The 12,959-nt window shown below is 41.6% G+C and carries 10 protein-coding genes; 4 read left to right on the top strand and 6 right to left on the bottom strand.

What is annotated here, in order from left to right; genetic code table 11:
* Window positions 1-28 precede the first annotated feature (28 nt).
* Window positions 29-1,747 (top strand): proline--tRNA ligase, encoded by a 1,719-nt coding sequence (locus MF4640_RS01100; RefSeq protein ID WP_078388405.1) that lies wholly within the window; start codon window positions 29-31, stop codon window positions 1,745-1,747.
* Between the two features lie 59 nt (window positions 1,748-1,806).
* On the opposite strand, the gene MF4640_RS01095 is transcribed toward MF4640_RS01100, so the two are convergent.
* The 6 genes from MF4640_RS01095 to MF4640_RS01070 form a co-directional block, all read right to left on the bottom strand.
* Complete coding sequence (locus MF4640_RS01095) at window positions 1,807-3,102, bottom strand: hypothetical protein (RefSeq protein WP_004981169.1); 1,296 nt, start codon at window positions 3,100-3,102, stop codon at window positions 1,807-1,809.
* Window positions 3,103-3,126: 24 nt separating this feature from the next.
* Window positions 3,127-5,412, bottom strand: a complete 2,286-nt coding sequence (locus MF4640_RS01090; RefSeq protein WP_078388404.1) for a DUF6160 family protein — start codon at window positions 5,410-5,412, stop codon at window positions 3,127-3,129.
* A gap of 26 nt (window positions 5,413-5,438) precedes the next feature.
* Window positions 5,439-6,122, bottom strand: a complete 684-nt coding sequence (locus MF4640_RS01085; RefSeq protein WP_078388402.1) for a hypothetical protein — start codon at window positions 6,120-6,122, stop codon at window positions 5,439-5,441.
* Window positions 6,123-6,131: 9 nt separating this feature from the next.
* Window positions 6,132-7,574, bottom strand: a complete 1,443-nt coding sequence (locus MF4640_RS01080) for a hypothetical protein (protein ID WP_078388401.1) — start codon at window positions 7,572-7,574, stop codon at window positions 6,132-6,134.
* Between the two features lie 237 nt (window positions 7,575-7,811).
* Complete coding sequence (dcd, locus tag MF4640_RS01075; protein ID WP_004694514.1) at window positions 7,812-8,381, bottom strand: dCTP deaminase; 570 nt, start codon at window positions 8,379-8,381, stop codon at window positions 7,812-7,814.
* A gap of 114 nt (window positions 8,382-8,495) precedes the next feature.
* Window positions 8,496-9,089: a LysE family translocator gene (locus MF4640_RS01070; protein WP_004694517.1), complete on the bottom strand. Its 594-nt coding sequence runs from the start codon at window positions 9,087-9,089 to the stop codon at window positions 8,496-8,498.
* A 361-nt stretch (window positions 9,090-9,450) separates the two neighbouring features.
* Between MF4640_RS01070 and MF4640_RS01065 the strand changes: the two genes are divergently transcribed.
* Genes MF4640_RS01065 through MF4640_RS01055 form a run of 3 tightly spaced genes read left to right on the top strand, consistent with a single transcriptional unit; the run spans window position 9,451 to window position 12,940 of the window.
* A complete protein-coding gene (locus tag MF4640_RS01065) occupies window positions 9,451-10,461 on the top strand; it encodes a TAXI family TRAP transporter solute-binding subunit (RefSeq protein ID WP_078388400.1) in 1,011 nt (336 codons plus the stop codon).
* Entirely contained in the window at window positions 10,458-10,931 is a 474-nt protein-coding gene (locus MF4640_RS01060; protein WP_078388399.1) for a DUF1850 domain-containing protein, read from the top strand. The genes MF4640_RS01065 and MF4640_RS01060 overlap by 4 nt, the downstream gene beginning before the upstream one ends.
* Window positions 10,928-12,940 (top strand): TRAP transporter permease, encoded by a 2,013-nt coding sequence (locus MF4640_RS01055; RefSeq protein ID WP_010326235.1) that lies wholly within the window; start codon window positions 10,928-10,930, stop codon window positions 12,938-12,940. Before MF4640_RS01060 ends, MF4640_RS01055 begins: the two co-directional genes overlap by 4 nt.
* Window positions 12,941-12,959 lie beyond the last annotated feature (19 nt).

Raw genomic sequence — 12,959 nt, 5'->3', positions numbered from 1 at the left:
CAAAGTTTAAAATTTTAGGACAGTTTCCATGCGCGCGAGTCGCTTTTTATTTGCAACGTTAAGAGAAACCCCAAATGACGCAGAAGTGATTTCACATCAACTAATGCTACGTGCTGGGATGATTCGTAAATTGGCTTCAGGTTTATATACTTGGCTGCCGATGGGCGTTCGCGTATTAAATAAAGTTGCAGCGATCGTTCATGAAGAAATGAACAATGCGGGTTCACTCGAAGTCCTGATGCCCGTAACTCAGCCAGCGTCTTTATGGGAAGAATCTGGTCGATACGTCCAATATGGCCCTGAACTGCTTCGTTTCAAAGACCGCCATGGCAACCCTTTCGTACTTGGTCCTACACACGAAGAAGTTATTACCGATCTTGCGCGCAATGAACTCAAAAGCTATAAACAATTGCCTGCAAACTTCTATCAAGTACAAACCAAATTCCGTGATGAAATTCGTCCACGTTTTGGTGTAATGCGTTCACGTGAATTTATTATGAAAGATGCTTATTCTTTCCACGCAAACCAAGAATCACTGCAAGAAACCTATGACATCATGTATGGCGCGTACTGTAAAATCTTTAGCCGTTTAGGTTTAGATTTCCGTCCAGTACAAGCCGATACAGGTTCAATTGGTGGTTCAGGCTCACATGAATTCCACGTGTTAGCATCAAGTGGTGAAGATGATATCGCCTTCTCGACTGAATCTGACTATGCGGCAAATATTGAAATGGCTGAGGCCGTTTTAGTCGGTGAACGTGCGGCGCCAACCAAAGCTTTAGAAGTTGTCGATACACCAAATCAAAAAACCATTGCAGATGTATCAAACTTCTTAAAATCTGATCCTGCACACTCTGTAAAAGCCTTGTTAGTACAAGGTATTGCAGCCGAAGAAGGCGAAGCAACTCCGGTAGTGGCATTGTTCTTACGTGGCGATCATGAGCTAAATGAAATTAAAGCCGAGAAGCATCCGCGCATTGCATCACCATTAACTTTTGCAACTGAAGAACAACTTGCTGCACTGGGTTTAACCGCTGGTTTCTGTGGACCACAGGGCTTGGTAGAAAAAGGCTTAACGGTCATTGTCGACCGTGCTGCATCAGTACTGTCTGACTTTGTTGCTGGTGCAAATGAGGTTGATAAACACGTGACTGGTCTAAACTGGGAACGTGATGCACAGTTCACCGAAGTTTATGACTTACGTAATGTGGTTGAGGGTGATCCGTCTCCAGACGGTAAAGGTACGCTGCAAATTAAACGCGGTATCGAAGTGGGTCATATTTTCCAACTCGGTCAAAAGTACTCAGAAGCTTTGGGCTGTAAAGTTCTAGGTGAAGATGGCAAACCATTTACGGTAACCATGGGTTGTTACGGTATTGGTGTAACACGTGTAGTTGCATCTGCAATTGAGCAAAACTTTGACGAAAAAGGCATTATTTGGCCTGCGGCAATTGCACCATTTGAAGTTGCCATTGTGCCGATGAATGCACATAAGTCTCCACGTTCTTTAGAAGCAGCTGAAGCACTGTACGCTGAACTTACGACAGCAGGTTATGATGTATTGCTGGATGATCGTAACGAACGTCCAGGCGTGAAATTCTCTGACCTAGAGCTTACAGGTATTCCTCACCGTATTGTGATTGGTGAGAAAGGCTTGGATGCAGGTACTTTTGAATATAAAGGCCGTCGCGATGCTGAATCTGTAAACATTTCTAAAGACGAGTTGTTAGCGAAAATTGCAAAATAATTCATTTTAGAATAAAAAATCCCGCGTATATCGCGGGATTTTTTTATGACGTTATATATTTAACAGAACTTTAATCCACCGTAGCAGTTCGATCGAAAGTTTTGCCCTTGTAAGCTTAAATTAGTCAGTGGGAAATCTAAAGTTGTAGAATTCATTGGAACATTACCAACTGCTAAGTCACTCCCCAAAGCACACTGAAAAAGTAAATCTCCACATGGCCGTGGATGCTCAGTTAAATCTTTATTAATGCCCGCAATGGTTTGTTTTAAGACTTCATTGGTAATTGCTACTTTAGTGGTTGGGCTTAAGCTGCCTAGCTCAACTTCATCCTCCATCGCTAGCCACCATCCTTTATTCGCACCAACTGCAGCCCCTGTCCATAAGATATCTTGTGATTGCAAGGATAGTGATGCAGGGTTGTTTAAATACAGCGCATGTATTAAACCTAAACTCTGATTCACAGTGATATCGGTTTTTAATCCCGTGATATTCCCTGTTACCTGCTTATTCAGAGGCACGCCGCCGAGTACTGTTGCAGTAAGAGGACCTGAGAAATTGATTTGTCCAACAGTACCGCTTCCTTTTAAAGTTACATCTTTCATTCGAGTTCCTGACACAATTGTCGAATTGATAGTAAAAGGTGCTGTGGTTGAACTCAGGGTTAAATTATAATTATCGGATGTGTAATCCAATGTTGTCGGAATAAATAAAATTGTTCCTGTAACCTTCCCTTTAATTTGTAAACCCGTATCCGCATACGTCATAGTACGAGCTTCTGTTACAGCAGTACCTGAAGCTGTTTTAGTTTTCATATAACCACTAAAGGTATTAATGCCGTTTGGCGTAGAAGTATTCTCTGTACCAAGGGTCATTAAACCTTTAATCTTTTCAGCACTCACACGAAAGCCTAACACCTCACGTGTTGCAGCTGAAGTCGGATTTTTAATCGCAAACTGAATAAATGGATTTGTGATTAATGCCGAAGTTGCTGCACGCTGATCCGATGTGTAGTTCGCATCATCAGGTAGTCCACTTAAAGAAATATGATCGATATCAATATCACAACTGTTGGCTCGAATGGAATTGTTGTCGCCACCACATCCCAACTGAAGCTTTTTAATATTGGCATTCAACTCCAATTCGGCACTAAGAGCTAACTTATAAAAACCAATGTTTGATTGGTTATATGTTTTCCCTTGTGCATCGGTTGTATTTGTCCCCTGCTGGAACTCTAGGTTCATCAAAGACTGACCTTCAACTTCTGACAACTCCTCATCATTTAAAGCGGTCATCGCATAACTTTGACTCAAGCCTAATGTCGCTGTGATTAGAATTGAAATTAAAGACTTATTCATTTTATTTATTCCTTGTCATCCTTTTTAGCGCGGCGTAATCCCTAATGTGCTACGCATAGCCCCACCCGTAATGGCAATATCTGCAACCTTCTGCATGGTACCTGTTGGAGACAATGCAACCTCCGTTCTAAAGGCAGTCCCTTGTCCCCCTGCTAATGCCTTATGGTTAAATTGCACTTGATTATCTATGACCACTGAGTCCTTTTGCATATGAATTTTTCCATTCAAACCCAAGTGACCTTGCATTTTGTTTAAGTTAAAACTTGAGGTTTTTGTTGCTGTTCCATTACTATCGGTATTACTTAAACTAATAAAACTGCCTTTTTTACTTTCATTACTCAGGTCTGTGCTACTCAGTGTATTAAACTCAAAATTGGATTTAAATGACAAATAATTGCTTTGTGGTGTCCCGCCTACGGCCTCAAGCCCTGGAATAATAAAGAGTTCGCCTTTACCATCTAACATAAAAGCAATTGATGCGAGAACATCATCTTTTTTGGCAAAGTTATTAATCGGCACGACTTCTTTGGCACAACTATTCACCCCTGCTGGACAGTTATATAGTGCACCCGGAAGCTGCCCGATTGCGATTTCCGCATTGGCAGCAAACAATAAACTATCGGCTTTGATATAGATTTCATTTTCATTAAAACCAATCACACCATTGGCTTTAAAGTATGAGTCAATATTACGTAAGCCTGTATAGTAGTTAACTTCTTCGCCATGCTTACTCATCGCACCATCAATGACGATAATAGACGTTGTTTTCGGGTTGCCTTGACTATCTTCACCATAACCATCGGTTGATACCGCGATATCATAGCCCAAGCCATCCTTCACCGTTCCAGCGGTATTGGTGTATTTCTTGGCAAAAAATGCAGCATTGGCATTCAGGTTATAAATCGGAATACCTAAGCCCCATGTCCCTTCGTTAGTATTGTTTACTGCAATCGAATTATCTGAAATAAAGCGGGCTTTGCGTGCAATGGCTTGAAAATCGAGCCCACGTACAGCAATAAAAGCCATATTTGAAGCATTGCCCGTTGGTGATGGGTTATAAATCAGCTCATAGTTTTGTGCACCCAATATCGTCTTAATTTGGTCATTGACCACAAAACCCATTGAGTTAGTGCGAATGTTATTGATATAAATCTGGCCAAAATCAATATAGGCATTTTGACTGTTTATTGCTGAATTGGGGTCAGTGGAAGTACGTACATTGAGCGGTGATAAATTTGAAAACTCGATGGCGTAACTGCCTGTACCAGTGTGTCCTAATTCAAACGTTGTTGGTGTGCTAGCACCAAGCAAACTATTCCCTGCACGGGTAAAGTCAGCCGATACATTTAAATGTAAGCCGCCAGCATTCTTAAAACCATAACCTGCAGATGCAACCACCTCATTTTCTTGAACATTACCGTTAACACGGTTGACCGTATTAAACTTAGCAACACCAGTCTGGTCAGCATTTAACGCGATCTTGCCATTGGTTAATGCACCCGATGCCCCTATCCGAATTAAGTTCCGGTGAGTCGAGTTTGCTGAGCCATAACGTAAATCGACGTTTAACCCCGGATTTGTGGCATTGCCTACACGGCTGTCATGTACATCTGTCTTATCTTCCACTCGACCTAAAACAACAATATTATCGCCAACACTACCCTTTGAGGTGAGAACTACACCTTCCGTTTCATCGATATAGAGGTATCCATCAGCAGATAAATTGAAATTGAAATCTTTTAATGTTAAATCTTGATTATTTTGTCCATAGCTAATGCTCGCATTCTGCAATTTAAAATCTAAATGCACCTTTGAGTCGCGGTTGAACAGCCCATTCGTCGTTGCCAAATACACTTCAAAAGGTGAAATAGTTGAAAGCTTAAAACTTCCTAAATTTTGATCCGTTTCACCCGTTGCACAATTTGGTGAACACATCAGCATGATTTGGGCAGCCGTTGCGGTAAAAGGTGACACACTGGCAGAGAGCTGAATACCAACCCCTTGCGTACCATTGGCTAATTGTGTTGTGCCCACATCAAAATCGAGTTTGGTTTTAATGTTGTTATAACCTGTCGCCGTTTTCACTTCAATATTATGTAAACCCAGTTTAACCGGTGTTTTACCGACTTCCGCAGGATCGCCCCAATTCAACTGTTTAATGTCAACTTTTGAAGCTTCATGGGTAATTGAAATACCATCTTGACCCGTTACATCACTTAAAATCTGATCATTCAAAGCTTGTAATGCATAACTTTGATTCGCTGCACAGATACACAGTGTCAGAAGGTTTAGTTTTATTATTTTATGCATCTCAATATCCTTTTGAAACTATGTGTCTAACAGCGGCTACCCGCAGTGCCCGAGCAGTTATAGCTAAAGATTTTTAGATTTCCATCTAGATGTAAGTTGCCATGGACATTTAAGCCCATAAAGCCTTGTTCCTGACCTTTATCAAAAGTGGGTACAGTTTTACTCGTACCATAACTGTTATACGTTGAGGTATTGAAATATCCATTTTCACCACTTTCTACTGAAAGGCTGGCAAAACCTAAGTTACGAATTTTAAGGGGTTTATCATCGAAAAACTTTAACAACATCGCAGTTTTTGGCTTACCTTCTTTATTCAGAATTGTGGTACCTTCCAGCGAAAATTTATCAATTTGTATGGTGCCTTGGAACTGCTTAAACACCAGCCATTTTCGTTGCCCATTTTCCTTATGATTATTTGGGGAAATGGCGATACGACACAGTTCTAATAAAGCGCAATCTTGATTTGCGCGCATTTGATAATAGGCTTCAGTGACAATAGCCCGCCCATTTGCATCTACACCATTGGTCCTAGAGATCGTATTTAAACTCATATCATTGGCATATTGGTGGTTGATCGATAGCGTTAAGCTCAAATCTGCGCCGCCCTGTCCAGTCACACCAACCAGTTCCGTATTATCCAAATCCACCAAACCCGCTTGAGACAACATAGATCCCGACATCAACAGGGTTACACATAACTTTTTCATCATGTCACTGTCCTATAGGCCTGTGGTCTTAATTTTTAAGTGTTGAATCAACACACCATCTATAGCAACCGAACCCAGATTCACAGGAACTGCTGTTCCAGTCCCACGAAATACCACTCCCGTAGAATTATTGGCTGTATTGGCTTTGAGCGTATTGGTGGTTGGATCTCGTGTCACGCTACCAATCGAAATACTGCTATGTGTTGCGTTATTCCCTTGGTACTGAATCGCAGTACTTCCTGTCCCAGTTTGAACAATATTCGAACCGCAATAGGCCACATTACAAGTTGATCCTTTATAGTCAGCATTGTTTCCACCCTGTACATCTGGGTAGTAGGTATAAATCTGCTTATAAATCTCAGGCACATTCGGAATACGCGTGACTTCAAGAATAATATTGCGTCCTTCTGAACCTACAACAAAAGGCTGATACATATTACCCAAGACCAAGTTAATATTTGGGCTGTATAAATAAAGTCCCTCGCTGGCATCAAAAATTGGAGCCAATGAACGATCTAGTGCAGGTGTGACTGCCGTACCGTCGTTGGTCGCAGCTGTGCTCAGTCGAAGGACTTTAGCATTCAATAGCGCTTTATTTGCGTCATCGTTGGCATAGACCAATCCAGATGGATCATCATTGGTATTGATCCGAAGTAAAGCGGCCATCCCAAACGTTTTATTTTGCTGGTCTAGGGTAGATGCTTGCGTTTGAAACATACGAACCTGTGAGCCATTTAAACTCAATCCGTTGGCAACTGCCTGTAAACGTATTCTTTGGTTTAAACTTAAATCAGGATCCGCAGCCGCATTGGTTGTTGTCGGTGCACCAGTGATAGGGTCCACTTTATTTTGGGAGTTCCAACTTCGTGAAAAAGCATCCCACCATAGACCTAATTTAATATTATTATCTGCGTCACTCGCTACAACCGTTGCTAAAGGCGCTTCTAGCCCTAGAAAGCTCACATCTGAACTTGCATTCGATTGATGAAACTGTTTAATCCCCGTGGCTGTGCCAGCGCGAAATAACCAAGGGTTAACATCGCTTCCCCATGTGAAGCCCTGATTACTAAAACGACTATTGGCATTATTATCAGACCGTGAAAGTGCTAAACCATAAATAAAGATGTCCGCTTTGGTTCGTTTCGTGGTCAGATCATCGGCATTGGTATATTTGGAGTAGTTCTCACCCACAGGAATAATACGAATAAAGCCCGTGTCGTATTGTTGTGGATTGGCCACGCCACGGTTATAACTAGAAGCCGTGGAGAGATCATTAGCCCCTTGAAACACCATCTTGAAGTTTTCAGGAAGTAACGCAATGCCTTCACCCGTAGTATCCGCTAGATATTCATCGGAAAGTGACTCAAGGGCAAATGTAGACTGCGCAAGCATGAGTCCGACAAGACTAGCTAAACAGGATTTTTTCAATCCTGCGGGATATATACGATTCGTCATCTCGACCATCCTTATTATTCGATGCTCCGCATCTTTATGTACTGTATCCTTTACTTGGCATTCTACTGTGCGCACTATAATTTTTATTTGCGTCAACCAAAGCACTCTATTTCATAATTGATTATGCTGAAACTCAGCACAAATGCAAAACCAACTGTCCGATAATATTTATTTTCCGATGAATGAATTGACATAAAAAAAGCGGATCAATGATCCGCTTTCTTAAATATCAAAAACTTAGGTCTTCGGTAAAGTTACACCTGTTTGACCTTGGTACTTACCACCACGGTCTTTATACGATGTTTCACACACTTCGTCAGATTCGAAGAACAACATTTGTGCAACACCCTCACCTGCATAAATACGTGCAGGAAGATTGGTTGTGTTCGAGAACTCTAAAGTAACATGACCTTCCCACTCAGGCTCAAGTGGTGTGACGTTTACGATAATACCGCAACGTGCATAGGTCGATTTACCCAAACACACAGTCAACACATTACGTGGAATACGGAAATACTCAACGGTACGTGCTAAAGCAAATGAGTTCGGCGGAATAATACAAACATCAGCTTCAATGTCGATAAAACTTTTATCATCAAAGTTTTTTGGATCTACAATTGCCGAGTGAACATTGGTAAAAACTTTAAACTCACGCGCGCAACGAACATCATAACCATAGCTCGACACACCATAAGAAATGAGTTTTTGACCATTTTCATCTAAACGAACTTGGTTTTCTGCATACGGTTCGATCATGCCGTGTTTTTCGCTCATTTCGCGAATCCAACGATCGGACTTAATAGCCATTTATTCTTTCCAAAAAAGCTTAATTTCAATAATTGCGTTGTACTTTAACTGAAATCGCTTTCAATGAAAATAAGCGCGTTTAAGTTCTCAAAATTTCTGGCTTTAATTACTAAATTAAAAGCTTAAAATCGCAGAATAGCTCAGCGGAATCGAAAAACTCATCAAAACCAGCGATGCTGTTTTTTGCAGGTTAGATTGGTTCAGCCAACGAATTTTATTGCTCGCTAAAATTGACCCGATAAAAGTCCAAAAGAAAGCAATTGGAACAATCAAAACCAAAAACAGCGACATATGTGACAAGTAATAATCCAGTTTTGTCCACGCAATAGTCGGGAAAATGGCTGAAGCAAACAATAATGCTTTAGGGTTCAATAGTGTTGCCAAAAACAGTTCACGTGCCCGAATAGTCGGTTGATTAAAGCTCACTTCAGCATCGGCTGTACGCCATAATTTGATGGCCAAATAAATGATATAGCTTGCACTGAACAGTTTTAAAATAGTCGGCAATAAAGGCAAGTGTACGGACACTTTTCCAATAAGGAAGCCCCATGCCGTGATTGAAATGAGATAGCCAAAAGCTTCTGCTGGAATGAGACGCAAAGATTTACGAATACCGACTTGAATGCCCGAAGAGGCAAGTAGGGTATTGGTTGGTCCTGGAGTTAAAAGAATGGTTATCACTAAACCAATAAAAAACCAAGTGACCATATTCACAGACCCACATATATATAGCTATAAGCGTAATGACTTGCCTTGCTGAAAGCAATCAAATTTAGTGAACCGTGATAACAGTTTTTTTAATTTTCATTCAATACTTAACATAAATACCGTATAAGACCCTTACCCAATCTAGCATTCATAAAAATGACGCCACATGCTTTATTCTTTTTTCAAATCAATGATTTTATAAATCAAATAGACATGCCTAATGAAAAAAAACTATTCAAATGATTTTTAATCAGTTACTTTTTAAAACATGCGTATTTTTATTCATCAATCTGATCACGCAAAGTCAAGGATAAAAGAGCCAAGTGAATGGCTTTGAAGATAATAAAACGAGGAAAAGTATATGAAAAAATGGACTCAACTCACGCTACTTTCAATTGCACTTGCGGGTCTAGGAGCATGCTCAAGTGACAATAAAACCGCAACTTCAGGCGATGCTCAAACTGAAACCAGTGCACAAGCATCCGACAAACTCCAAAGTAAATTTGTCAACATAGCGACAGGTGGTGCATCTGGCCCATACAACGTGATTGGCACCAGTTTGGCTGAAATTTATAATAAAACCTACGGTGTAAATTCAAAAACCCAAACCACAGGCGCATCGGTAGAAAATCTTAACTTACTCAAACAGAAAAAAGTTGAAATGGCTTTTGTCATGAGTGACAGCTTAACCGAAGCACTAAATGGCACTGGCAGTTTTGCCAGTGGGAAAATTGATAATGTCCAACAAGTGGCGGCACTTTATCCCAACTATGTGCAAATTGTGGCCTCAAAAAAATCAGGCATTAAAAAGCTTGAAGACTTAAAAGGTAAGCGTATTGCTGTCGGTGCCCAAAACTCAGGGGTTGAAGTTAATGCGCGCACCCTCTTAAATGGTTTTGGTATTACTTACAATGACGTGAAGGTCGATTATCTAGGCTATGCAGAAGCCGCGGATGCTTTAAAGGGTGGAAAAATTGATGCTGCATTCTTAACCAGTGGTATCCCCAACTCATCCTTGATGGAGCTGCAACAAGGTTTCGATTTACAACTGGTCGGGATCGATCCTGAGAAAGTAAAACAAATCGCCAAAAACCAAACCTATTTCCTATCTCTGAATATTCCGAAAGGGACTTATGGCAATGCAGAAGATATTCCAACTGCGGCCATTATGAATGCTTTAGTGGTCCGTTCCGATCTTTCTGAAGATGATGTCTATAAACTGACCAAAACCTTCTTTGATAGTTTAGGACAATTGGCCAACTCACATCAGGCAGCGACAGAAATTAATCTAGAAACGGCTCAAAAAGGCGTGGTTGCTCCGCTACACCCTGGGGCTAAACGTTATTACGACGAACTCGCAGCGAAAAAATGAAGCTGAAAAAAAGTGCAGTGTTTACTGCACTTTTTCTACTCGGTTTATGCGGGCTGTTATTCTTACCTGTTCGCTATAGCGAAGTAACTGTTGCTCAAATGCAGTGCCGAATTTCAACAGCACAATTTAGTTTGCAGTGGAAACATTCAGTTGAAAAAACTCGTTGGATTGAAAACTATCAACGAGAGCAACAGCACTTTATATTGCGCTATACCGACCTGATTTCTTTCGGTGCAGGCACACCGAATGACTATTCCATCATCTTTCAAAAAGACGGTATAGTCAGAATGAAAGTTAATCGGCGAATTGATCAAATCAACTGGATCATTTCCAAGAATATGCAAGGCAGTATCATCATTCACCAGCGCGTCTGGCCTATTTTTCAACAATATCCAGATTACACCTTGGTGCAAATTACAGCACAACAACAGCCCTTGTGGAAAGCATGGCAGATCGGAGAATGCCGATGACTCAAAATGAAGAAAAAGTTGCCCCTGAACAATTAGATGAGCAACAACAACAAGCCATTTTAGAAAAATTTGATCGTGAGTCAGTGACTCGTTCCCCAAGCAACAAGTCTGTGGCATGGTTCATAGCGGCGATTGCTATTTTCTATTCCTTATTTCATTTATTTATTACCTTTAATCCACTACCCGAACTGATTCAACGTTCCGCCCATGTCGCTATTGGTTTAGTTTTGATCTTTCTACTTTATCCTGCGCGTCAGTCCAGTTCACGACAAAGCATCCCTTGGTTGGATTGGTTACTTGCCTTAGCCGCTTTAGCAACCTTTTTATACCTTTGGAAAGAATATCAAGCCATTATGACCACGCGTGGGGGTATTCCAAACACTTTAGATATTGTTTTTGCCATTTTAGCCGTGGTGCTGGTGGTTGAAGGTGCTCGGCGGGTCATGGGATGGATGCTGCCTATTTTAGGTTTAGTCTTTCTGTCTTACCCGTTTTTTAGCCACTATGACTGGGTCCCAGATCGTTTATTGACGCGTTCATATAGTATTAGTGATATTTTCGGGCAAATGTATTTAAAAACCGAAGGGCTTTATTCTTCCGCTATTGGCGCTTCAGTCACTTTTATTTTCCTGTTTATTTTGTTTGGTGCTTTTCTGGCGAAATCAGGCATGGGCAAATTGTTTAATGATCTTGCGATGGCACTTGCGGGACATAAACAAGGTGGTCCTGCAAAAGTTGCCGTCATTTCCAGTGGATTTATGGGCAGTATTAATGGCACAGCGGTGGCCAATGTCGTAGGGACCGGTTCATTCACCATTCCCTTGATGAAAAAAATTGGCTACCACAAAAATTTTGCAGGTGCTGTTGAAGCCAGTGCCTCTGTAGGTGGACAAATTTTACCCCCGGTGATGGGAGCCAGTGCCTTCATTATGGCTGAAACCACGGGTGTCAGTTATGGCACCATTGCCCTTGCAGCCACCCTTCCAGCTTTACTCTACTATTTAGGTGTGATGGCGCAGGTTCATTTCCGTGCTGGTAAAGACAATTTAAAAGGTGTCCCGAAAGCGGATTTGCCACGGGTTAAAGATGTCCTAAAGGAACGAGGACACTTGCTTATTCCGATCGTGGCTTTGGTGTTTTTCCTCTTTCAATCCATCCCTGTCAGTTATGCCGCGGTCTACACCATTGTCTTAACTGTGATTGTGGCGAGTTTCCGCAAATCGACCCGTATGGGCTTCAAAGAAATATTAGAAGCGCTCGCCGATGGTGCAAAACAATCCCTTTCGGTCATGGCAGCCTGTGCTGTGGTGGGGATTATTATTGGTGTGGTGAGCCTGACCAGCTTTGGCTCTGTCATGACCTCCTCAATTATGAGCATCGGTGCAGGCAGCCTATTTTTAACGCTGTTCTTTACCATGATTGCATCAATGATTTTAGGCATGGGACTTCCTTCGATTCCAGCCTATATCATTACCGCGACTATGGCTGCACCTGCTTTGGCAAACTTTGATATTCCCACGCTGGTGGCGCATATGTTTGTGTTCTACTTTGGTCTTTTTGCCAATATTACTCCCCCTGTCGCCTTAGCCGCCTTTGCAGGTGCGGGAATCGCAGGGGGTGATCCAATGCGCACAGGTTTCCAAGCCTTGAAACTTTCTTTGGCTGGTTTCATTGTCCCATTCTTGTTTGTCTACAACCCAGCCATGCTGATGATTGATACAGCCAATGTCGCAGTCAATGCACGTGAGTTTGCTTTTCCTGCATGGACAACTATTGTGAGTATTGTCTTTACCTCAGTGGTTGGGATTTTGGCACTGGGGGCAGCAGTTGAAGGTTACTTTAAAGTTGGTTTGAACTGGTTCTGGCGAATTTTCTTAGGTGCAGGTGCTTTATGTATGATTATCCCTGAAACTGTGACTGATATTATCGGGATTGTGATGGTGGTGATCGCCATCAGCATTAATATTATGCAAGCAAAAAAACAAAATCAGTCCTATTCACTCTCCTAAAAAAGAAACAAAAAAAGCC

Source organism: Acinetobacter sp. MF4640 (assembly GCF_002018895.1).
Taxonomy (GTDB): Bacteria; Pseudomonadota; Gammaproteobacteria; order Pseudomonadales; family Moraxellaceae; genus Acinetobacter; species Acinetobacter johnsonii.
Note: the sequence above shows the minus strand (reverse complement) of the source record. Positions and strands in the feature narration are given on the sequence as shown.